This is a genomic window from Saccharopolyspora gregorii (assembly GCF_024734405.1).
Taxonomy (GTDB): domain Bacteria; phylum Actinomycetota; class Actinomycetes; order Mycobacteriales; family Pseudonocardiaceae; genus Saccharopolyspora_C; species Saccharopolyspora_C gregorii.
In genome coordinates this window covers 5,880,689-5,904,261 of sequence record NZ_CP059556.1, presented here as the reverse complement: position 1 = coordinate 5,904,261, position 23,573 = coordinate 5,880,689, and the positions used below count along the sequence as shown (strand labels likewise).

The window sequence follows — 23,573 nt, the reverse complement described above, 5'->3', positions numbered from 1 at the left end:
TGCACCGCGGCCGCGATCGTGGTGGTTCCGGCGATCATGTCGGGGCTCCTCCGGACCGGGCGGGCGACGGGCCGGCGGGCAGTCGGAGCCCCCGGCGGCGTGCTTCGGTGAGCAGGGTCAGCTGGTCGTGCAGCAGCCGGTGCCGCAACGCCTCGCACGCGCGGATCTCGGCGACGAGCCCGGCATCGGTGCACTCGGCGACGCGGTCGTCGGTGAGCGGCTCGGGAGCGGACGGCGGCCGCTCGCCGCCACCGCTGCCGGGATCGGGCGCGGCGCCGGTGGACGTCGGCGGACCGGTTCCCCCGGCGGCCGGGCCGGCCGCCGCCGGGACGAGGTGCAGCCTGCGGTGGGTGCGGTGTCTGGGGTCCATGACTCCGATCATCCGGAGTCGAACACGCGTTCGCCACTACACGAGCGGGTGGTCCTCCTGCGGAACAGCGGCGGCCCGGCGGCAGGTTGCACCGGGCATGCGAGTGATCGGCGCGACCCTGCCCGATGAACGCGCTCACCGCCCGCCAGGCGCTGGACCTCCTGGACTCGGCGCCGGGCGAGGCGATCGCGGTCACCGGTGCGGCGGGGGCGTTCGGGGGCTGCGTGGTGCAGCTGGCGAAGGCCGACGTGCTGCGGGTCGTCGCGGACGCGGCCGACCGGGACCGGGAACTGGTTCGGTCGCTCGGGGCGGACGTCGTCGTGGCGCGCGAGGACGACGTGGCGGAATCCGCGAGGCGGCACCGGACGGGGTGGCGGGGATCGCGGACGGCGCGCTGCTCAACGACCGGCTGGTGCCCGCGGTGCGCGACGGCGGCCGGATCTCGACGGCGCGGTTCCTCACCGCCGAAGCGGAGCGCGGCATCACCTACCGGCCGGCGGCGGTGCGCGAGTACGCGCAGGAGTGGGAAGAGCTGGGCCGGCTGCGGTCCCAGGTGGACGAAGGGGTGCTGTCCCTGCGGCTGGCGCGGACCTACCCAGCGGGCGAGGCGGCGCAGGCGCACCGCGCGCTGGAAGCCGGCGGGGTGCGGGGCCGGTTGGTGCTGGAGTTCTGATCGGGACGGCGCCGCGAACCGGGTGCCCCGGACGCGTCCGCCCCGGAACGGGGGTGGCGGCGTCCGGGGACTCGGCCGACCGGTGCGGTCGTCAGCCCTCGAGTTCCAGCAGGGCCTTGCGGACCCGCTCGACCTCGGCTTCGAGCTCGGCGAGCTTCGCCTCGTGCTGCTCGCGCGCGGCGCTCAGGACCTCTTCGATGGCTTCGGAGATGTCCTGGTGGAGTTCCGCCGCCGCCTTGGAGACCGCGGCCGCCGGGACCGGCAGGCCCTGCACGACGCGCTTGCCCGCGTGCATCAGCTCGGCCTGCCACTCGCCTTCCGCGGTGCCGGTCACGGTCAGCGTGAGCTCGACGGTGCGGGTCTTCTTGGCGGTGCTCTTCTTGGGCGCGCGGGTCTTCTTCGGCGCGGGCTCCGGCGTCGCGTCGGCCGGAGCGGCGTCGGCCGGGGCCGGGGCCGGGGCCGCCGCGGCGGGCTCGGACGGCGTCGCCGCGGCCTGCGCGGTGTCCGCCTCGGCCTGGGCGGTGCCGTTCTCCGGCTGCGCCGATGCCTGCTCGCCTTGGGTCTCTTCGCTGGTCACCTGGTCTGCTTCCTGCTCGCCCACGGATTCTCCTTGCTGTGCGCCGGTCGGTGACCCAGGATAGAACACCAGTTCCCCTGCGCCGTGTCGGCGGGCGGGGACCGGCGCGCGTGGGCACTGTAGCGGGAGCCTCCGCGCCGGTGGTGGTCATGGGTCGAGCGTGTCGAGCAGCGCCGCCAGGGCGGGGCGGAACGCGTGCTCGGCGGGCGCGGCGTAGCCGATCACCACTCCGGCGGGGTGGTCGCCGGGCCGCACCCACCACGGGCCGAGCACGTCGAGTTCGACGCCGCGGGCGCGGGCTCGGGCGAGGACCTGCTGCTCGTCGGGGCCGTCGGGGTCGAGGCGCAACGTCAGGTGCAGGCCGGCGGAGATGCCCGCCGGGTAGCGCCGGTGCCCGGCGCGCAACCCCTCCAGGCCGTGCAGCAGCTGCTCGCGCCGCGCCCGGTACACGGCCCGGGACCGGCGCACGTGCTGGTCGTAGGCGCCGGATCGCAGCAGCTCGCCGAGCGCGAGCTGGTCGAACAGCGGCCCGAACCGCCCGTGGGTGCGCATCGCCCGCACCGGCTTGACCAGCCGGGCGGGCAGCGCCAGCCAGGCGATGCGCAGCGCGGGGGCGAGGGTCTTGCTCGCGGTGCCCGCATAGATCACCGCGTCCGGTGCCATGCCCTGCAGCGATCCGACGGGTTTGCGGTCGAAGCGGAACTCCCCGTCGTAGTCGTCCTCGACGACGAGCACGCCGTCGGCCTTGGCGCGGCGGATCAGCTCGGCGCGGCGCTGCGCCCGCATGGTGACGCCGAGCGGGAACTGGTGCGCGGGGGTGACGACGACGGCAGGGCTGCGCAGCGCGGACACGTCGATGCCGCCGTCGTCGACGGGGACGCCGCGCACGGTCATCCCGTCCTCGGCGGCGATGTCGCGGAAGTGCGGCAGCGACGGGTCCTCGAAGTCGATCGAGGAGTCGCCCCGGGCGCGCAGGACCCTGCTGATCAGCGAGAGCGCCTCGCTGTAGCCGTTGCAGACGACCAGCCGATCGGGGGTGGTGTGCACGGCCCGGGCGCGCCGCAGGTATTCGGTGAGCGCTTCGCGCAGCGCGAGCGGACCCTGCGGATCGCCGTAGTCGAGCTCGTCGGCGGGCATGGCGCGCAGCACGCGGCGGCTCGCGGCCAGCCAGTCCTTGCGCGGGAAGGCGCTCAGGTTCGGCCTGCCCGGGCGGAAGTCCCAGCGCGGCGCGCGGCCCGTCGGGCGGGGCGCCGGCGGGTCGGGGCGTTCGCCGCTGCGGAGCCGCTCGGCGACGGTGGTGGGCGCGCCTTGCCGGGACAGCAGGAACCCTTCGGTGCCGAGCTGGGCGTACGCCCTGGTCACGGTGCCGCGCGCGATGCCGAGGTCGTGGGCGAGGGTGCGGGTGGAGGGCACGCGGCTTCCCGCGGCGAGGCGGCCGTCGCGGATCGCCGCGCGCAGGGCCTCCGCGAGGGTGCTGCTGTCGGGCCGCCCCGACCAGTCCAGGTGCAGGTCCAGCCCGGATTCGAGCGAACCGGACCGTTCGCGGTTCACGGCTGCCGAGCTTATCGAACGCCGGCGGCGGAACCGGCCCGGCCGGGCGCGTTCCGTTGATAACCTTCGCCGGATCACGGTGAGGGGCGGACGAGTGCAACAGGGGCCGGATTCCCACGAGCGCTTCCTCGGCAGCATGCTCGGCGGTGCGCTGGGCGATGCGCTGGGGTTCGCCGTCGAGTTCCGCGGGATCGACGCGATCCGGGAGCGGTACGGACCGGACGGCGTGACCGGCCCGGTGCTCGCGCAGGGCCGCGCGGAGATCTCCGACGACACGCAGCTGATGCTGTTCACCCTGGAAGGCCTGGTCCGCGCGCACGTGGCGCGGCGGATGCAGCCGGTGGACAACGACCCGGTGCCGGAGGTGCAGCACGCCTACCAGCGGTGGCTGCACACCCAGGGCCGCACCTGGGCGGAGGCGGCCGGGCCGTACGGGGTGCACCTGGCGGAACCGGACGGCTGGCTGATCGCCCAGCGCGAGCTGTTCGCGGTCCGCGCCCCGGGCAACACCTGCATGCTGGCGCTGATCGAGTTCGGGCGCACCCACCGGCAGGCGACGCCGGAGAACGCGGCGAACGATTCGAAGGGCTGCGGCGGGGTGATGCGGGCGGCGCCGGTGGCGGTGTGGTCGCACGATCCCGCCGAGGTGTTCCACGCGGCGGTGGGAACGGCGGCGCTGACGCACGGCCACCCGTCCGGCTACCTGTCGGCGGGGGTGTTGGCGGTGGTGGTGCACCAGCTGATCCGGGAGGTGCCGCTGCCGGACGCGGTGCGGCTGGCGCGGGACCTGCTGCTGCGCTGGCGCGGTCACGAGGAGCAGTTGCGGCTGCTGGACGCGGCGGTGGAGCTCGCCGAGCGGGGCCCGGTGCCGCCGGAGCAGCTCGCGGAACGGCTCGGCGGCGGCTGGGTGGGCGAGGAGGCGCTGGCGATCGGCCTGTACGCGGCGCTGGCGGTGCCGGACGCGCGGCGGGCGCTGCTGCTGTCGGTGAACCACTCGGGTGATTCGGATTCGACCGGGATGGTGTGCGGGAACGTCGTCGGCGCGCTGCACGGGGTCCGCGCCCTCCCACCGGAGTGGCTGGACGTGCTGGAGCTGCGCGAGGTGGTGACGGCGCTGTCCCGCGACGCGCTCGCCGAGTTCAGCCCGGCCCCACCCGCGGACGCCGCGTGGAGCAGGCGCTATCCCGCGTGGTGAGCAAGCTCTCGATCACCGCGGTACCCGCCGTGGCCACCGCTGATCCACCCGCAGCACGCCACCCGGTCGTTCGATCACCCGGGGGAGTCGGCCGTGGCGTCGGTCAAGTGCGGCAACATTGGCGGGGTGCGGTCCAAGGGATCGGCGGTGCCCCGCCGGAGCCGGGAAAGCTCCCGGGCCTCCGCCGCAGCGGTGCGGCGGCCTTGCGACCGACGTCCGCGGCCGGAGGTCGTGGGCGCTGCCCCGCACGGTGACCCGACAGGAGACTGGGGATGACCGGTGACACCTCGTGGTTCGCGAACACGCACGGTTCGGCCGTGTCGCGGCGGGAGCCGCGCGCGCTGAGCTGGTCGGACCGGTTCCGCGGCGCGCTGCTCGGCGGCGCCGTGGGCGATGCGCTGGGCGCGGGGGTGCGCACCAGGTCGGCGTGGGACATCCAGCACTGGTTCGGCAAGCAGGGCGTGACCGACTACCTGCCCGTGTTCGGGCGGCGCGGTGGCGCCACGGAGCTGACGCAGCTGGCCGTGTTCACCTTGGAGGCGCTGCTGCGGGCGCGGGCGGTGAACGGCGATTCGGTGGAGTGGCTGCCCACCCCGGTGATCCGCACGAACCACCTGCGCTGGCTGTACACGCAGGGGGTGCCGTGGGAGTTCGCGATGTCCGGCTACCTGCAGACGCATCCGGAGCCGAGCGGCTGGCTGCTGGAGACGCCGCAGCTGTTCTCCACCCGCAACCCGGCGGGCGGGGCGCTGTCCGGGCTGGGCAAGCTCGCCGCGCTGCCGCCGACGCAGCAGCACGCCGCCGACGCGCGGTCCGGGCCGGTGGTGCGGCCGGGCTTCGCCGACTGCGCGGTGTGGGCGGCGCCGACGATGGTGTGGAGCACCTCGCAGGAGCGGGTGTTCGCGGCGGGCGCCGACGTGGCCCGGCTGCTCACCGACGACGTGAACGTGCAGGGCGCGGCCGGGTTCCACGCGGACGTGCTGACCCAGCTGATCCAGGGCGACATCGGGTTGTGGGAGGCGGTGGGCCTCACCGACGCCCGGTTGAGCTCGCTGCACAGCGGGGCCGACGGGCCGGCCGCGGTGCGCCGGGCGGTGCACGCGGCGATGTTCGCGACCCGCGACGGCCGCCGCCCGCAGCCCGCCGAGCTGGACGCCGAGTTCGACACCGAGCACAAGCCGGGTGAGCTGGGCACCGCGCTGGCTGCGGTGGCGGCGACCGAAAGCTTCGCCGAGGCCGTGCTGATGGCGGTGAACGTGTCGGCGGACAGCAGCGTCACGGGTGCGATGGCGGGTCAGCTCGCCGGTGCCCTGCACGGGCCGGACGCGATTCCGCCGCGGTGGCGCGACGAGCTGGAACTGGGCGACATCATCGAGACGCTGTGCGCCGACGCGGCCGAGGCGTTCGCCCCGCCGCCGCCCCCGCCGCCGTTGCCGAAGTGGGCGCAGCGCTACGTGGGCGATCCGCGCGGTTCGTCCGGGCCGCGGGAGCTGGACGCCCCGCTGACGACCACGGTGGACAGCGGTCGCGGGCCGGAGCCGGTGCGGCCGGTGGACGGCAGCAACGAAGAAACGATGATCATCGACCTGAGCCGGTTGAACTCGCACCCGGACGCACCGGAGTTCGGCGACCCGGCCGCCGAACCCGCGCCGGAACCGGTCGCCGAGGCGAGCGCGGAGCACCACGTCCGGCACGAAGCCGAGCCGCGGGAACCGCAGCCCTGGCAGGAGCCCCCGGCTCGGCAGGAATCCCGGCCTCGCCCGGAATCCCCGGCCCATCAGGATTCGCAGCCGCGTCAGGAAGCCCAGCCGCGTCAGGAAGCCCAGTCCCGTCAGGAAACCCAGCCGCGCGGGGAATCCCAGTCCTGGCCGGAATCCCAGCTCCGGCAGGAATCCCCATCCCGGCCCGACCTCCGCGCGGAGCCGCCGCAGGCCCCGCCCGCCCCCCGGCCGGAACCCGAACCGGAGCCGGTCAACGCGTTCACCCAGACCACCGACCGCACCGACCTGTCGATGCTGGCCGCGCACCGGCCGCCCGCCGAGGACGCCGACGAAGCGCGGCCGATGCCGGACTTCGGCGCGGGTGGTTTCCAGCTCTCGACGGATCGCACCGACCGCGAGGAGCTCGCCCGGCTGGCGAAGCTGGTGTCGATCCGGCCGGAGGCGGCCGGGCGGATCCCGCGGGAGGATCCGGTGCCCCCGCGCCCCGAACCCGCCGCGGAACCCGAGCCGCCGCAGCACGACCGGCCCGACGACTCGCGGCGCTACGACCACGGCGGCGAACCTCCGCGCCACGACCACGATGCGGAGCCGCCGCAGCACGAGCCCTACGCGGAACCGCCGCACCACGAGCACCGGGCGGAACCGCCGCACCACGAGCACGGCCCGCCGCACCAGCACGGCGACCCGCCGCACGAGGAACCGCTCACCGCTCCGGAACCGGACGACCGCGAGCAGGCCGGTCCCGAAACGGCCGAGTTCCCCGCGGGTCGAGTGGACGCGTCTCCCGAGCAGTGGGCCGAGCGCCCGGACCCCGAACCGCACGACCGCCACGAGCAGGCCGAACCGGAGGAGCCGGACTTCGCCGCCGACCGCGAGGAACCGGCGCACCACGCCGCCGACGCGGAGGCACCCGTCGAGGCGCGGATCGCGAAATCGCCGGGCGCGGGCGGACACGCCAAGTCGGAGGCCGTCGACGAGGTCGCGCCCGCGCTGACCGAGCGGGTGCTGGGCTGCTTCCTCGGCGGTGCGCTCGGCGACGCGATGGGTTCCGACCTGGAGTTCGTCACCGCCGAGCAGATCACCGAGCGGTTCGGCCCGGACGGCCCGCAAGGTCTCCGGGAGGCCTACGGCGTGCAGGGCGCGATCACCGACGACACCCAGATGACGCTGTTCAGCGCGGAAGGCCTCATCCGCGGCGGCATCGCGCGGCGCACCCTCGGCAGCACCGACCCGCTCCCGGAGATCCAGCTGGCCTACCAGCGCTGGCTGCACACCCAGGGCGTGGAATGGGAGTCCGCGGCGGGCGCGTTCCGCTCGGTGTACCCGGAGCCGGACGGCTGGCTGGTGGAGGTGCCGGGGCTGTTCTCGAACCGCGCTCCCGGCAAGACGATCTTCCGCGCGCTGGCCCGGTTCGGCGACGGGCAGTCGGCCGGGTCGATCACCGAGCCGATCAACGACTCGAAGGGCTGCGGCGGGGTGATGCGGTCGGCGCCGATGGCGCTGTACTCGCCGGACCCGCCGGTGGCGTTCGAGCTGGCCGCGCGGGCCGCCGCGCTCACCCACAGCCATCCGTCCGGCTACCTGTCGGCGGGCGCGCTGGCGGTGATCGTGCAGCAGGCGCTGCTGGGCCAGACCCTCGACGACGGGGTGTGGCTGGCGCTGCAGGTCTTGGAGACCTGGGAGGGGCACGAGGAGACGAGCGCGCTGCTCAAGCAGGCCGTGGAGCTGGCGGAGCGGGGCGATCCGACGCCCGAGGACATCGCCGGAACCCTCGGCGGCGGCTGGGTCGGCGAGCAGGCGCTGGCGATCGCGGTGTGCGGTGCGCTGGCCGGTGGCGACGACGTGGCGAAGGCGCTGCGCATCGCCGTGCACCACGACGGCGACAGCGACTCGACCGGGGCGATCTGCGGCAACATCGTCGGCGCGCTGATCGGGGTGAGCGGGCTGCCGGTCGGCTGGCTGGCCGACCTGGAGCTGCGCGACGTCGTGGAGCAGATCGCGTTGGACTGCGTGGCCGAGTTCGGCGACTCGCTGTCCCGCGACCCGGACGCGCCGGAACCGCCGGCCAGCGAGCGCCCCGCCGACGAGGAGTGGGACGAGCGCTACCCGGTGCGGCGGCTGCCGGTCGCGGCCGAAGCGGCGCCGCCCGTCCAGCCGGAACCGCGTGCCGACGACTCCGCTGATCCGCCTACCGCGCTGCTGCCCGCCGTCGGGGTCGAGCCGCCGGAGCAGGAACCACCGGCGCCGCCCGAACCGGAGCCGGAGCCGCTGGCGGCGTTCCCGGCGCCGAAGCCGTCGCCGCGCCGCATCCAGGGCCCGCAGCCCGCCTACGACGGCGAGGGCTGACCACCGGGGCAGGTGAGCAGGGATACACCGGGATCGGCGTGATCCGGCCCGGGCCGCCGAGGCGTGTTGGTAGCGTTCCCGCCGCACGAGGAGAAGATCGGATCGGTCGGGCCGCGGCGCCCGACCTCCGCACACGTTCGGGGGCGGAGTGCCTGAGGACATCAGCGCGGCTGAGCGGATGGTCCGCGAGTGGCAGGAACGCGCGACCGAGAAGGCCGAGAAGTTCGGCCGCATGCAGGCCCAGATCGAGCAGATCTCGGTCACCGAGTCCTCCCGCGACGGCGCGGTGCGGGTGACGGTCGGCTCCAGCGGCATGCTCGACGACCTGGTGCTCGCGGAGAACGCCGGGAACCGCCCGATGGCGAAGCTCGCGGGCGAGATCATGCGCACGGTGCGGCTGGCCCAGTCGAAGCTGCCGGAACGCATGCAGGAAGCCGCGGCGAGCACCGTCGGCGAGGGCGACGAAGCCGTGCGCCACATGTTGGGCCAGGCCAAGCGATTCTTCCCGGAACCACCGGAGGAACCCGAGGAGCCGCCGCGCCGCCCCGGGGTGCAGGAGATGCGCATCGGCCCCGAGGACGACGGTGCGCGGCAGCCGCGCCGGCCGAACCGCGCACCGCGGCGGCCCGGCCCGGACGACTTCGACGACGAGGACTTCAGCCGCGGCTCGTTCCTGCGCTGACGACGGGGAGAACCGATGTCCGAAGACATGAACGTCGTCATCGAGGACCTCCGCGCCCATGCGTCCAAAGTGGACGGAGTGGCGGAGGCGCTGGACGCCGCCGTCGACGCCTCGCGGGCCGTGACGATGGACAACGACGCCTACGGGATCCTGTGCCGCCCCTTCGCGTGGATGGTCGACCAGGCCGAGCAGCACGGCATCGACACCCTCCAGCACGCTGCCGAAGCCATCCGGGGCACCGCCTCGGACGTGCGCGCCGCGGCTGAGGAGTACCAGGCCACCGACGACGGGAACAGCCGGAACTTCGACGGGATGCAGGCGTGAGCAATCCGCTCGTCAACGCGCAGAACGCCGTCGATCCCTCGGAACCGCCGGACGGCATCACGGGCATCGGCATCGTCGAGTCCTGGCACGACGTCACCAGCCTCAACGACGAGTCCACCTGGCTGGAGAGCGGCCTCGCCTACGGCGGGCTCGCGATGGAAGCGGTCAGCGTCGTCGTCGACCCGGTCGGCACCCTGCTCTCCTACGGGGTGGCGTGGCTGATCGAGCACATCCAGCCGCTGCAGGAAGCCCTCGACTGGTTCGCCGGTGACCCCGACGGGGTGCAGGCCTATTCCGAGCAGTGGCAGCAGGTCGCGACCTCGGTCGGTGCGGCCGCGACGCAGTACCGCGACTCCGTGCGGGCCGACACCGCGCACTGGACCGGCGCTGCGGGCGACGCGTACCGGCGGCACGCCGCGGAGCGGTCGACGGCGCTGACCGGGGCGGCCGAGCTCGCGGGCACCATCTCCAGCGTCGTGGGCACGATGGGCATGGTCGTGTCCTTCGTGCGGGATTTCGTCCGGGACCTCGTCGCCGACTGCATCTCCCGGCTCATCACCTACGCGCTGGAAGCGCTCGCGCCTCCCGTGGTCTCCCTCGCCTGGGTCGTGCCGCAGGCGGTGGCGTTCATCGCCCGGACCGTCACGAAGATCGCCGACATCGTCGGGAAGCTGATCAAGACCATCGGCAACGTCGGGCCGAAGATGGCGCGGATGGTCGAGGTCTTCGGCGACCTCATGACGATGCTCGGCAAGGGCGCGAAGTTCTCCGCGGAGAAGGTCGCGGCGGCCGGGAAGATCGCCTCGAAGGTCGCCGACAAGCTCGACGTCTCCGGGAAGATCGCGGACAAGGCCGCGGACAAGGCCTGGAGCAAGCTCGACGACGTCTTCGACACCGACGTGGCGGGCAGGCACCACGCCAAGTTCGGCGAACCCGGCGCGGACTCCCGCGGCGGCCGGGATGCGGACGACGCCGCGACGGACGCGCGGGGCGGCGACTCCGCCGCGGACGGGCCGGAGGTGCGGCGGGCGAGCGCCGAAACGGCCCCGTCTTCGCGGCCGGACGGGGTGGACGCTCGGGCCGGTGAACCGGTGAGCCCGGGTCGGTCGAGCGGTGCGGGCGACCACGCCGCGTTCCGCTCCGACGGTGGGGCGGAACCCGGTTCCTCGTCCCGCTCGGATGCGAATGGTGGGTCGGAACCTGGCGGCCCGTCCCGCTCGGGTGGCGAAGCGGAGGCTGGTTCCTCGTCTCGCTCGGATGGGGGCGGCGGTTCGGAGCCCGGAGTCCCGTCCCGCTCGGATGCGGGTGGCGGCTCGGTCGGCCACGCGCCCGAGGGCGGTGCGTCGGCGGCTGCCGACACCCGGAGCGCTCCGGGGAACGGCGGTGACGCACCGGGATCCGGGAATTCGGGCGGCGGGGACGCCCCGGGCGAGCGAGCCGGTTCCGCCGGGGGCGGCCGGAGCGGAGCGGATGAGCCCGGCGGCGGCCGCGAACCGTCCACATCGGACGGATCGTCGGCGGCCGGGCACGTCACCGGTTCGTCCGCCGGAGGCCCCGACTCGCCGAGTCGGCCCGCGTCGACGACGTCCGCCGCGGTGGACGCCCCGGTGCGGCCGAACGCGGGTGCCGAAGCGCCTGCCGCCGCGCCGACCCCGCCGCGCCAGGACCAGCCTGGTGGCTCGTCCTCCGGAGGAGCTCCCGCCGGAGGGGCGCCTGCCGGAGGGGCGCCTGCCGGAGGTGCCCCGCAAGCACCGGCACCGCCCGGCGCCCGCGGTGCCCGATCGGGCGGCGGCTGGACCGGCACCCCGGGCAGTCCCGGTTCCGCCCACCTGCCGACCGGTCCGCGCTCGCCGCGCGGGTCGGACCCGGTGGCGCCGGAACGCGCTCCCGGCGCGGGCCGGGACGCGCCGAGGCCGGGGAACTCCCCGCAGCAGCCCGGGAATCCGCGGTCCGCCGGGCAGCGCGGCGATGTGCCGCAGTCACCGCGTGCGGACGCGCCGACGCCCCGCGCGGACACGCCCGTTCCGCCCCGGTCGGACGCACCCCGTGCGGATGCGCCCCGGTCCGACGCACCCGTGCCGCCGCGAACCGGTGCCGCTCCGCCGCGTGCGGACGCGCCGGTCCCGCCGCGCTCCGATGCACCGATCCCGCCCCGCGGAGACGCGTCGGTCCCGCCCCGCGGAGACGCGCCGGCCGCGCCTCGCGCGGATGCGCCCGCTCCACCGCGCGCCCCGCAGCACGGTGACCTCGGTCCCGGGCACACCGCTCGGTCCGGCCGGCTCGACCCGGACGCGTCCGGGCAGGTACGTCCGGACGCGCCGGGTGCTCCGCGCGCCGACGCCACCGGCCCGGCACGGCCCGGTGCACGTACGCAGGATCCGGCGGAGGCGTCCCACCTCGGACCGGATCGACCGGGAGCCGCGCGCGACCACGCCGCCGCCCCGCGCGCCGCCGCCCCGCAGCCGAGGCTCCCGGACGCGCAGCCGTGGTCGCGGCTCGACGGAGCGGACTTCGCACACCTCCCCGCGAGCCCCGCCGCGCCGTGGGGCCCGGGCCACCGGCACCTCGACGCCCAGCCCCAGCCGCAGCGCGTCCCGGAGCGTTCGACCGCCGAATCGATGGCGGCCGAACGCCCGGTGCCGCGGCACGAGCAGGCCGAGCACGCCTGGCACCGCCCCGGTGACGGCCCTGCCGAGCTCGACCTGCCCGACGACCTGCGCGCGAAGCTCGGTGCGGACGTCGGCGACATCAGGGCGACGGACTCCGGCCTCTCGATGGTGCGCAGCGGTTCCGGCGTCGAACCACCACCCGGCGCGGCCGTCGACCCGAAGCGCTTCACCGTCGAAGTCCACGGTGGACCGCGCGGCGTGCGGCTCGGCGACCGCGACCTGGACGCGAAGGAACTCGCCGAGGTCATCAAGGCCGCTCCCGGCTACCGCCCCGGCGAACCGGTGCGCCTGCTCTCCTGCCGCACCGGCGCCGACACCGGCGACGGCAGCCCGAACTTCGCGCAGCAGCTGGCGAAGGAGCTGGACACCGAGGTCGTGGCGCCGTCCACGGATGCCTGGGTCGACAACTACGGCAACGTCTACGCCAGCAAGGACCGCGCCTCCTTCGAACCCGACGCCTCCGGCACCCCGCAGCCCCGCTTCGACGAACCCGGCCAGTGGACCGCCTTCCGCCCCGACGGCACCACCGCCGTCCACGACAGCCCCTACCCGCCCGGCCACGAACCGGAATGGGTCCGCAACGGCCGGCTCGCCGACGACGCCGAGCAGCGCGGCCTGCTGCGCAAGCTGGCCGAGTTCTTCGGCTTCCGGCCCCGAGATCCGAGCCCGCCACCCGGGCACCAGCAGATGTGGCCGGACCCCAGGACGCCGTGGCAGCACCAAGGGCACCTGCTGCCGCCGGAACACCCGCAGCCGCAGTTCCGCCCGCAGCCGCAGGGTTACCCGCAGGCCCAGCAATTCCCGCAGCAGCAGCCGCACCTGCAACACCCAGGTCCGGCCCAGCAGCAGGCGTTCCCGCAGCAGCCCCACAACCCCCAGCAACCGGGAGCTCAGCAACCCGGACCCCAGCAACCCGGGCCCCAGCAGCAGGGGAACGCACACGCACCGGGTCCGGCGCAGCCGCAGCGGCCCGTGCAGCAGGACTCGGCCCAACAGCCCGGAAACCCGCAACAGCCCGGCAACCCGCAGAAGCCCGGCAACCTCCAGCAGTCCGGTAACCCGCAGCAGCCCGGATTCCCGCAGCAGCAGGGAAATCCGCCGGCACCGGGCCCGGCGCAGGGACGCGTGCAGCAGGGCCCGATCGAACAGCAGCCCGGCAGCCAGGCCCGCGGCCAACAGCCCCCACCGCCCCCGGCCCGGCCCACTCCGCCACCCCACCCGCAGGGTGGTGGAGCCCCGGCTCGCAGCGGTCAGCCCGTCCAAGGCGGACCCCCGCCGCAGGGCGGGCATCCGCCCCGACAGCCGGGCGCGGACAGCGGCGTGCAGCAACCCGGGCCCGCCGCCGGACAGAACCAAGGCGCTCAGCGCCAGCAGTCCCCGCCAGAAGTGCAGGGGCCGCCGCAGCACCACGGTGCGCCGGTCAACCAGCGCCAGCAGGTGCAGGGGACACCGCAATCCCAGGGCCTGCAGGGGAATCCCCGCCATCAGTCGCTGCAGGGACCTGGAGCGCCGCGGGTGGAGTCGCCGCAGGGCGCATCGGCACCACCTGGCCGGGCTCAGGACCCGTCTGTTCGGCGCGACCTGAGCGGGCAACCTCCGCAGCAGCCGTCCGTGCCGAACCGGATCCACGGGGCACAGCAGCACGGCCTCGGCCACCAGTCCGGGGCGGCCCGGAGTTCAGAGGCGCAGCAGCCGTCCGGACCGCATCCGACGGCGGAGCACGTGCGTGCACGGCCGGACGATGCGGGAGCTCCGCCGCCCCGCGACGCTGCACCGGACCCCGCCGACGAACCGACGGCTCCTCTGCTCGAACCGGTCCGCCGACCCGGGTCCATCGATCCCGACCTGGAGCAGAGCTCGACTCCGCACGGCCTTGGGCAGCGTTCGCCGGACGAGCCGCGGGCACAGGACGCGCCGCACCACGACAACGCGGACGCGTCGACGACGCGCGTGCGGGACGAGTCGTCTGGGCTGGAGGAACTGAGCTACGAGGAGGCTCGGCGCCGTTTCTTGTCCGACGAGGACGCAGCGCACGATCCCGCCCCGGACGGGGACCCGTCTGAGCACGTCGCGGACGAGGATCCTCAGGTGCGGCCGCACGACGAGCCGGACGGGGATGCGGTCGCCGAAGCGGACCCCAGACTGCCGGACACGCCTCCGGTCGACCCGAAAGACCGTCCCTCCTTGGATGAGCTCATCCCGCGTCACCAGGCCGACTTCGATGAAGCCGAACTCTTCGACAAGGTGAAGAAGTCCATCGACGGCACCTATTCCGGGTTGCACGTGGATGTTCACGACGTGTCCTTCAGTGAGGATCGAATCTGCATCAACGCCAAGATTCTGGACTCTTCCGGGGCGGAAGTCGGATCCGTCGCTCGGGATGTCTACCGGACGGATGGGGCTAGGGATTTGAAAGTCGTCCACGCCTCGCTCAAGCTCGACGCGCGGGTTCACGGAGGCGGTTTCTCCTATTCTTTCAATACGGCCATGGAAGAGTGGTACGGCAAGTCCGGTGTCCGATCTATCGAGCTGCGCGCGAATATCGATGTGGGTAGCTACGCCTGGGCCAGGCAGGGTTATTCTTTCGCCAATCATGAACAAGCTTTGGAGAAGATCGCTCCTCGGCTGGACAGGGAGATCGTTCGGGCGGAGGCCGAACTCGCTCGACTCGGTGAGTACGAGGAACTGCCTCCTGGTCCGCGAAGGCGGGAGGCTGAGCGCGAGTACCTCGCGTTCGCGGGTGATCTTGATCATGCGAAGCAGCTCCAGGCTCGTTTCCGCTCCAACGGTGCCCGTGCTTTCCCCGAGCCTCGCGAGATCGCTGATCTTTTTAGGCCGAAAGACATCGGCCCGGAGGGGTCCAAAGACGTGTGGTGGGCCGGGAAGAGGATATTCATGGAGCCTGGTAAAGATATTTATTGGCATGGGGTGAAAAATCTTGCGGGATGAGGAAGTCGCACCGCGTGGGTGGCCCAAGTCTCAGCTGTACCGGCGCAACAACAAGATGGGGCAATGGTATGGCGCTTGGAAGGAGCGACAGCGGAAGTCCACCCCGTTCCGCCCGGAGGGGCGCAAGGAGGGGAGCGACTACAACCTCCACTCGGTCGACATCGAGGCTTCGTTCAGCGCGCTCGACGAAGAAGGGCGCCGGTCGATGGAGATCCAAGGGCGGGACCCGGACACTCGCAGGCCCCTCTCCGAACCTGATCCTGCCGCTCGGTTCCGAGGTGCTGTCTTGGCGGCCAGTGCCGGTGATGCTTTCGCGCAGGGCATCCAGCTCGGTGCGGTCCGCAAGGTGTCCTGGGAGCCCGCGCCGCGATTCGTCACGAGCACGGGCGCTCGCTCGCGCACGGGCAGGGACGAGTTCCTCTTCGAGTACCAGTTCGGGGCTTCGGTCCCGTCGTCGGCGTTGTTCCAGCTGTCGGCGTTCACGCTGGAGGGTGTGATCCGGGCCCACGTCGCTCGACGGATGAATCCCGCGGACGATGATCCCGTGCAGGAGGTGCGGCACGCGTACCAGCGGTGGCTGCACACCCGCACCGGCCCTGGCGGCGGACGCGTGCCGTGGGCGCAGTGCGGCGGTCCGTTCGCCACCCGGTCGGCGCAACCGGACGGCTGGCTGGTCGGGCATGTCTGGCCGGATGGTGGTGAGGCTTCGCCCGCCGACACGGTCGGGGCACTGGTGGAGTTCGCCCGGACCGGCCAGGCGGCCGGCACTTCCGGCGTGCGCGGTGGTTCGGTGGTGCCGCGCGCGGCGCTCGCTGCGGTGTGGTCGAACGACGCGGCCGGCGCGTTCGCCGCAGCCGTCGAGATCGCGAAGATCACGCATGGGCACCCCGATGACCACCTCCCCGCCGGTTTCCTGGCGGCGTTGCTCCACCAGCAGGTGCGCGATGCCCCGTTCTCGGCCTGCCTGGAGTCCGCCGGCGCGGAGTTGGAGCGGTGGCCGGATCACGAGCGGACGGCTCGGCTGGTCGGGCAGGCGCTGGAGCTGAGCAGGGAGGTCCGGTCGCCCGCGTTCCCGAGCGAGTTCGAGGCGAAGTTCCCCGCCGGCGGGGTGGATGGAGCCGAGGCGCTCGGCATGGCGATCTACTGCGCGGTGGTCAGCGACTACGTGCGCGAAGCGCTCCTGCTGGCCGTGAACTACGCGCAGGACCGGTCGACGGTCGCTGCCATCAGCGGCCTCATCATCGGCGCGGAGTGCGGTGCGGACACCATTCCCCCGGACCTCAGGCGTGCGCCGAGCATCTACCCGGTGCTCGAAGAACTGGCGAACGACGCCCTCGCGGAATTCAGCCCGGCCTCGCCCACCACCCCCGCCTGGTTCCAGCGCTACCCGGGTTGGTGAGGGGCTCGGCGGTGCGGGACAGAATGATCGGGATCGGCTCGGTGGCGAGGGGGAGTGCAAGGTGATCGTCGGGACGCCGGTGGCGGGGACGTTGGCCTTGGCGGACGGCCGGTGGCACGGGTGGCTGGAGTCCCGGGACGGGACCGCGGTGCTGGCGGGCTTCGACGCGCCGGTGCCGGTGGAGCGCATCGAGTCCGCCGTGGTGGTGCAGGGCGAGCCGCCCGCGCCGAGGAGGACGTTCCCGGCTCCGGCCGCGCACGGTGCGCCGACCGAACCGGCGCTGCGCCCGGACGTGCGCGCGGAGCTCGGCGAGGTCCTGCGGCGTTCGGCGCCCGCGGGCGCGCTGGAGGTGGGCGTGGCGTGCACCGCGCTCGGCACCCGCGTCGAGGTCTCCGGGACGGCCACCACCGGAACCGGTGCGCACACCTGGATCCCGCCGCAGGAGGTGCTGGACGCGCTGCGCCGCGCCCGCGTCGTCGAGTACCGCCCGGAGTCCGGTGCGTGGACGACGGCCCGTTGCACCGCGGCGCCCGGCGGTGAGCCGGTCGTCGAGTTCGGACGCGGCGAGCCCGCCGAGGTGGCTCCGCAGGACGCGTTCGACGAGCTCCGCCTCTTCCCGCGCGCGCAGGCGCCGGAGTGGTTGCTGGGGCCCGCGTGGCACCACTACGAGCAGCACCGCGCGGACGCCGGGGTGGGCCCGGTGCGGATGGCGCGGCTGTTCGACGGCGCGGACGCGGAGGGCCGGCCGTTGGCGTACCGGCCGGTGCTGCCGTGGGTGGAGAAGCGGCTGCTGGTCGAGTACCTGTCGGGTGGCGCGGTGGTGCTGGCCGCCCGCAGCACGTCGGCGGACGAGGTCGACCCGAGCCGTCCGCCGGAGGTGCCGAAGCGCTTCCACACCGACGGCACCTGGGTGTGGCCGCTGTCGATGGCCTACTACCTGGACGTGCACGACATCTCCCCGCCGCGCGACTTCCTGGACCACGTCCGGGCGCGGGCGCACCGGCTGCCGGAGGTCGTCGCCGATCACGCGGTGGAGCAGGCCAAGGCGCTGGTGCTGGGGTCCGAACCGGACGCGTTCGACGCGGAGCGGACCGCGGGCGCGATCGATCTGGCGCGCCGCTTCATCGCGGCGCTGGGCGTGAGCCGCCGCTTCTACAGCTTCGCGGAACCGGTCGAGGGCGGCTGGAGCATGCTGCGCGAGGCGGACGGCTGGTGGTCGGTGTTCTGCGTGGACGGTGGCGAGGTGCGCAACAGCTCCCGCTTCCCGGAGGCGCACGCCGCGGCGGCGCACCTGATCGGCGCGGTCGCCCTCACCCGGGACTCGATGCAGCGCGAGCCGGACGAGCCGCTGGCCGAGTACGAGTGCCGGATCGTGCCGCTCGGACCGGACCGGCCGCTGTCCGCCTACGAGGACCGGCGGCACGCGATGCTCCCCGACGGGGCCGAAGTGGACCGCTTCGGCGCGCCCGACGGCAACGCGGTCTTCGTCGCGGGCACGACGCTGCCGCAGCGTTCGCTGCCGCCGGGGCGGGAGCCGGGGGAGTACCGGCGGTACCGGGTGGTGCGGGGCTTCGAGGTGCTCACCGCGGTGGCGAGGCCGGACCACGGGCAGGTCGGCGGCGGCACGGCGCACCTGCTGCCGCAGCCGGTCGGGGAGCTCGTCGCCGGCGGCTGGCTCGCGGAGGTGTGATCGGCGCCTCGCGCCTGGTCGGACGCCGGCCCGCCCGAGTCGTGGGACGCCCGCCGCGCCCGCTGGCGGCTCTTGCCAGCGGCGGTAAGCTCGCGGGCAACACCACACCACTAGCTCGGTCCGCGGCGCTTCGGGGAAGATCGAGCAGGTCTTGGGGACCCCGTTTTGACCCCCTCAGAACGGGGCGGGTATCTTTGCTTATCGGACCCGAAAGCTATCGGGTCGGTCCGTATGCCCGTGCGTGAGCAGTGACCACTCCGGTGGTCGTGATCGCGGACATGGGCCGTGCGGAACTCTCCTGACAACCATCGGGTTCGTTCCTGTCGGTGCGCTCCCGCGGGCACCACCAGCGCCGCAAGGCCGGGGAGTGGGCGACACGCCCGACCTCGTGGTGCGGGGGAGTCCCAAGTAAACAGTGCCTGCCAGGTGCTCGGCGCCAGGGCACGTGCCCGGACGCCGACGTGTGCGAGCGCCGCCGGGCGAGAGCAACCACGAAGACGCGAACGCTCAAGAGAAAGCCGGTCCATGCCCACCATCCAGCAGCTGGTCCGTAAGGGCCGCCAGGACAAGGTCGCCAAGACCAAGACCGCGGCGCTCAAGGGGAGCCCGCAGCGGCGTGGCGTGTGCACCCGCGTGTACACCACCACCCCGAAGAAGCCCAACTCGGCACTGCGCAAGGTCGCTCGTGTCAAGCTCACCAGCGGCATCGAGGTCACGGCCTACATCCCGGGTGAGGGGCACAACCTCCAGGAGCACTCGATCGTGCTGGTTCGCGGCGGCCGTGTGAAGGACCTCCCCGGCGTGCGGTACAAGATCATCCGCGGGTCGGCCGACACGCAGGGTGTGAAGAACCGCAAGCAGGCTCGCAGCCGGTACGGCGCGAAGAAGGAGAAGAGCTGATGCCCCGCAAGGGTCCGGCCCCGAAGCGGCCGCTCAACGCCGATCCCGTGTACGCCTCGCCGCTGGTCACCCAGCTGGTGAACAAGGTCCTCGTCGACGGCAAGCGCTCGCTGGCTGAGAAGATCGTGTACGCGGCGCTCGAGGGCGCTCGGGAGAAGAACGGCACCGACCCGGTGGTCACGCTCAAGCGTGCGCTGGACAACGTGAAGCCGACCCTGGAGGTCCGCAGCCGCCGCGTGGGTGGCGCGACCTACCAGGTGCCGATCGAGGTCCGCGCCGGCCGCTCGACCACGCTGGCCCTGCGCTGGCTGGTCACCTACTCGCGGGCGCGCCGCGAGAAGACCATGGTCGAGCGCCTCATGAACGAACTGCTCGACGCCAGCAACGGCCTCGGCGCGAGCGTCAAGAAGCGCGAAGACACGCACAAGATGGCGGAGTCCAACAAGGCCTTCGCGCACTACCGCTGGTGACGTCGGGTCGGCTCCTGCCCGCCTCGGCACACCGATTCGACGGCTTGCATCTGCTGTAGGAACGGGGAAGAAACTCGTGGCACGCGACGTGCTGACGGACCTCACGAAGGTTCGCAACATCGGCATCATGGCCCACATCGACGCGGGCAAGACCACCACGACCGAGCGGATCCTGTACTACACCGGGATCAACCACAAGCTCGGCGAGACGCACGACGGCGCCTCGACGATGGACTGGATGGAAGAGGAGCAGAAGCGGGGTATCACGATCACCTCGGCTGCCACCACGACCTTCTGGGGCGACTACCAGATCAACATCATCGACACCCCCGGGCACGTCGACTTCACGGTCGAGGTGGAGCGCTCGCTGCGCGTCCTGGACGGCGCCGTCGCGGTCTTCGACGGCAAGGAAGGTGTCGAGCCGCAGTCCGAGCAGGTCTGGCGGCAGGCGGACAAGTACGACGTCCCGCGCATCTGCTTCGTCAACAAGATGGACAAGCTGGGCGCGGACTTCTACTTCACCGTGAAGACCATCCGCGAGCGGCTGAACGCCACTCCGCTGGTCATCCAGCTCCCGATCGGCAGCGAGTCCGACTTCGAGGGCATCGTCGACCTGGTCAGCATGAAGGCGCTGACCTGGCGCGGTGACGTCAAGAAGGGCGAGCAGTACGAGATCGAGGAGATCCCCGCCGACCTGGCCGAGGCCGCCGCTTCCTACCGCGAGCAGCTGATCGAGGCCGTCGCCGAGACCGACGAGGCCCTCATGGAGGCCTACTTCGGCGGCGAGGAGCTGACCACCGACCAGATCAAGGCCGGCATCCGCAAGCTGACCGTCGAGCGCACCGCGTTCCCGGTCCTGTGCGGTACCGCGTTCAAGAACAAGGGCGTGCAGCCCATGCTCGACGCGGTCGTCGACTACCTGCCCGCGCCGCTGGACGTGCCGCCGGTGCAGGGCCTGCTGCTGGACGGCGAGACCGCCGCCGAGCGCAAGCCCAGCACCCAGGAGCCGTTCTCCGCGCTGGTCTCCAAGATCGCGGTGCACCCGTTCTACGGGAAGCTGACCTACATCCGGGTCTACTCCGGCAAGCTCTCCTCCGGTTCGCAGGTCATGAACTCGACCCGCGAGCGCAAGGAGCGCATCGGGAAGCTCTTCCAGATGCACTCCAACAAGGAGAACCCGGTCGACGAGGCCCAGGCCGGTCACATCTACGCGGTCGTCGGGCTCAAGGACACCACCACCGGTGACACCTTGTCCGACCCGCAGAACCCGATCGTCCTGGAGTCGATGACCTTCCCGGAGCCGGTCATCGACGTCGCGGTCGAGCCGAAGACGAAGGCCGACCAGGAGAAGCTGTCCACGGCGATCCAGAAGCTCGCCGAGGAGGACCCGACCTTCCGCGTCCACCACGACGAGGAGACCGGTCAGACGGTCCTGTCCGGCATGGGCGAGCTGCACCTGGAAGTCCTGGTCAACCGGATGAAGTCGGACTTCAAGGTCGAGGCGAACATCGGTAAGCCGCAGGTGGCCTACCGGGAGACGATTCGCAAGCCGGTCGAGAAGTACGAGTACACGCACAAGAAGCAGACCGGTGGCTCCGGGCAGTTCGCCCGCGTCATCATCGGCCTCGAGCCGATCGAGCAGACTGCGGACAGTGCGACGTACGAGTTCCAGAACAAGGTCACCGGTGGTCGCGTCCCGCGCGAGTACATCCCGTCGGTGGACCAGGGCGCGCAGGACGCCATGCAGTACGGCGTGCTGGCCGGCTACCCGCTGGTGGGCGTCAAGGTGATCTTGTTGGACGGCCAGTACCACGAGGTCGACTCCTCGGAGATGGCGTTCAAGGTCGCCGGTTCCATCGCCCTGAAGGAGGCCGCGCAGAAGGCCTCCCCGGCGATCCTCGAACCGGTGATGGCGGTCGAGGTGATCACGCCCGAGGACTACATGGGCGATGTCATCGGCGACCTCAACTCCCGCCGTGGCCAGATCCAGGCCATGGAGGAGCGCAGCGGTGCGCGCGTCGTCAAGGCGCAGGTGCCGCTGTCCGAGATGTTCGGGTATGTCGGCGACCTGCGTTCCAAGACGCAGGGCCGCGCGAACTACTCGATGGTGTTCGACTCCTACGCCGAGGTTCCCGCGAACGTGGCGAAGGAGATCATCGCGAAGGCTACGGGCGAGTAATTCCCTGTAGTTCGGCGGCGGGTGGCTCCGGCCTCCGCGGGAGGACCGGAGCCCTCCGCTGCCAAACCCGACAGGACTCCGCCTGGCACTGAATCTTCGCGCAACGCGGGGACTGGCTAGTCGTACGGCGGAAAGAGAACCAAGTCCAGGAGGACAATCCAGTGGCTAAGGCGAAGTTCGAGAGGGACAAGCCGCACGTCAACATCGGGACCATCGGTCACGTTGACCACGGCAAGACCACGCTCACCGCGGCCATCACCAAGGTGCTGCACGAGAAGTACCCGGAGCTGAACCCCTTCACGCCGTTCGACGAGATCGACAAGGCTCCCGAGGAAAAGCAGCGCGGCATCACGATCCAGATCGCGCACGTCGAGTACCAGACCGAGAAGCGTCACTACGCGCACGTCGACGCCCCCGGTCACGCCGACTACGTGAAGAACATGATCACGGGTGCCGCTCAGATGGACGGGGCGATCCTGGTCGTCGCCGCCACCGACGGTCCGATGCCGCAGACGCGTGAGCACGTGCTGCTGGCTCGCCAGGTCGGCGTGCCCTACATCCTCGTCGCGCTGAACAAGGCCGACATGGTCGACGACGAGGAGATCATGGAGCTCGTGGAGATGGAGGTGCGCGAGCTGCTCTCCGGCGAGGAGTACGACGGCGACGACGCTCCGGTCATCCGCGTCTCCGCGCTGAAGGCGCTCGAGGGCGACCCCGAGTGGTCCAACAAGATCGTCGAGCTGCTCGACGCGGTCGACGAGAACGTTCCGGACCCGGAGCGCGAGACCGACAAGCCCTTCCTGATGCCGGTCGAGGACGTCTTCTCGATCACCGGCCGCGGCACCGTGGTGACCGGTCGCATCGAGCGCGGCATCATCAAGGTCAACGAAGAGGTCGAGCTCGTCGGCATCAAGGACACCGCGCTGAAGACCACGGTCACCGGCGTCGAGATGTTCCGGAAGCTGCTGGACGAGGGCCAGGCCGGTGACAACGTCGGTCTGCTCGTGCGCGGTATCAAGCGCGAGGATGTCGAGCGCGGCATGGTGGTCGTCAAGCCGAAGACCACGACCCCGCACACCGAGTTCGAGTGCCAGGTCTACATCCGGTCGAAGGAGGACGGTGGCCGTCACACCCCGTTCTTCAACAACTACCGGCCGCAGTTCTACTTCCGCACCACCGACGTGACCGGCGTCGTGACCCTCCCCGAGGGCACCGAGATGGTCATGCCGGGTGACAACGTCGAGATGACGGTGCAGCTGATCCAGCCGATCGCGATGGACGACGGCCTCCGCTTCGCGATTCGCGAGGGTGGTCGTACGGTCGGCGCGGGTCGCGTCACCAAGATCATCAAGTGATCCACCGCGAGGGCCTGCTTCCTTCCCAGGGAGCAGGCCCTCGCTGGTTTTCGGGGTCGTGCCGCGGCGCGGACCCGGAAACCACCCCCCGATTCGGGCTGGCATCCGGCGTGTGTCATCCTGTATGGGTTGCTCGTTCGGAGCGGCCGGTTTCCCGGGTGTTCATCACCTGTCAGTGGAAGTCCCGGCCGCTCCGCCACGAGAAGCCCCGCGCCCTGGAGTTTCGGAGCAGGACCGGTTTCGGCCGGGCCTGGGCGCTGCGACGGGAGTCTTCCCGCGTCGCCGTCCGGCAGGGTGCAAAGAACTAGGTGTACGGGTCTTAGAGGGTGTCTTTCGAGAAGCTCTCGGATCCATCCCAACGGCGAAGTTCGGTGGGACCGGTCTGTGCGCAGTGGGCGACACGCCCGACCGCGTGTACCGGGCACCAGCAACCTGAACAGGGGCGGACCGAGGGCTGGGCCCTCCGTGCGGGAGTCATCCCGCCGGGAGCTCACCGGCCCAGGCCGCGACGGGCACCCGAAGC

The 23,573-nt window shown here is 72.4% G+C and carries 15 protein-coding genes; 12 read left to right on the top strand and 3 right to left on the bottom strand.

The window, feature by feature from the left end; translation table 11 throughout:
* Positions 1-34: 34 nt before the first annotated feature.
* Positions 35-370, bottom strand: coding sequence for a hypothetical protein (locus H1226_RS25945; RefSeq protein ID WP_258343673.1), 336 nt, complete (start codon positions 368-370; stop codon positions 35-37).
* A gap of 370 nt (positions 371-740) precedes the next feature.
* Between H1226_RS25945 and H1226_RS25940 the strand changes: the two genes are divergently transcribed.
* Positions 741-1,043 (top strand): zinc-binding dehydrogenase, encoded by a 303-nt coding sequence (locus tag H1226_RS25940; RefSeq protein ID WP_258343672.1) that lies wholly within the window; start codon positions 741-743, stop codon positions 1,041-1,043.
* A 91-nt stretch (positions 1,044-1,134) separates the two neighbouring features.
* On the opposite strand, the gene H1226_RS25935 is transcribed toward H1226_RS25940, so the two are convergent.
* The gene (locus tag H1226_RS25935; protein ID WP_258343671.1) at positions 1,135-1,644 is read right to left on the bottom strand and encodes a DUF6319 family protein; all 510 of its coding nucleotides are present in this window, start codon (positions 1,642-1,644) and stop codon (positions 1,135-1,137) included.
* Positions 1,645-1,767: 123 nt separating this feature from the next.
* Complete coding sequence (gene pdxR, locus H1226_RS25930) at positions 1,768-3,171, bottom strand: MocR-like pyridoxine biosynthesis transcription factor PdxR (protein WP_258343664.1); 1,404 nt, start codon at positions 3,169-3,171, stop codon at positions 1,768-1,770.
* A 94-nt stretch (positions 3,172-3,265) separates the two neighbouring features.
* Between pdxR and H1226_RS25925 the strand changes: the two genes are divergently transcribed.
* From H1226_RS25925 to tuf, 11 genes are all read left to right on the top strand, one after another.
* Positions 3,266-4,366: an ADP-ribosylglycohydrolase family protein gene (locus H1226_RS25925; protein ID WP_224956678.1), complete on the top strand. Its 1,101-nt coding sequence runs from the start codon at positions 3,266-3,268 to the stop codon at positions 4,364-4,366.
* A gap of 272 nt (positions 4,367-4,638) precedes the next feature.
* The gene (locus tag H1226_RS25920) at positions 4,639-8,433 is read left to right on the top strand and encodes an ADP-ribosylglycohydrolase family protein (RefSeq protein WP_258343657.1); all 3,795 of its coding nucleotides are present in this window, start codon (positions 4,639-4,641) and stop codon (positions 8,431-8,433) included.
* Between the two features lie 148 nt (positions 8,434-8,581).
* On the top strand, positions 8,582-9,115 hold the full coding sequence (locus tag H1226_RS25915) for a YbaB/EbfC family nucleoid-associated protein (RefSeq protein WP_258343656.1): 534 nt from the start codon (positions 8,582-8,584) through the stop codon (positions 9,113-9,115).
* A gap of 15 nt (positions 9,116-9,130) precedes the next feature.
* Positions 9,131-9,439, top strand: a complete 309-nt coding sequence (locus H1226_RS25910; protein ID WP_224956675.1) for a type VII secretion target — start codon at positions 9,131-9,133, stop codon at positions 9,437-9,439.
* Positions 9,436-15,057 (top strand): hypothetical protein, encoded by a 5,622-nt coding sequence (locus H1226_RS25905; RefSeq protein ID WP_258343654.1) that lies wholly within the window; start codon positions 9,436-9,438, stop codon positions 15,055-15,057. Before H1226_RS25910 ends, H1226_RS25905 begins: the two co-directional genes overlap by 4 nt.
* Positions 15,047-16,456 (top strand): ADP-ribosylglycohydrolase family protein, encoded by a 1,410-nt coding sequence (locus tag H1226_RS25900; protein ID WP_258343652.1) that lies wholly within the window; start codon positions 15,047-15,049, stop codon positions 16,454-16,456. The genes H1226_RS25905 and H1226_RS25900 overlap by 11 nt, the downstream gene beginning before the upstream one ends.
* A gap of 61 nt (positions 16,457-16,517) precedes the next feature.
* Complete coding sequence (locus H1226_RS25895) at positions 16,518-18,146, top strand: TNT domain-containing protein (RefSeq protein WP_258343650.1); 1,629 nt, start codon at positions 16,518-16,520, stop codon at positions 18,144-18,146.
* 525 nt (positions 18,147-18,671) lie between these two features.
* A complete protein-coding gene (gene rpsL / locus H1226_RS25890; RefSeq protein WP_009948619.1) occupies positions 18,672-19,046 on the top strand; it encodes a 30S ribosomal protein S12 in 375 nt (124 codons plus the stop codon).
* A complete protein-coding gene (gene rpsG / locus H1226_RS25885; protein ID WP_224956671.1) occupies positions 19,046-19,516 on the top strand; it encodes a 30S ribosomal protein S7 in 471 nt (156 codons plus the stop codon). Before rpsL ends, rpsG begins: the two co-directional genes overlap by 1 nt.
* Positions 19,517-19,592: 76 nt before the next feature.
* A complete protein-coding gene (fusA, locus tag H1226_RS25880) occupies positions 19,593-21,695 on the top strand; it encodes an elongation factor G (RefSeq protein ID WP_258343648.1) in 2,103 nt (700 codons plus the stop codon).
* Between the two features lie 161 nt (positions 21,696-21,856).
* On the top strand, positions 21,857-23,050 hold the full coding sequence (gene tuf, locus H1226_RS25875) for an elongation factor Tu (RefSeq protein ID WP_224956669.1): 1,194 nt from the start codon (positions 21,857-21,859) through the stop codon (positions 23,048-23,050).
* The last annotated feature ends 523 nt before the right edge of the window (positions 23,051-23,573 follow it).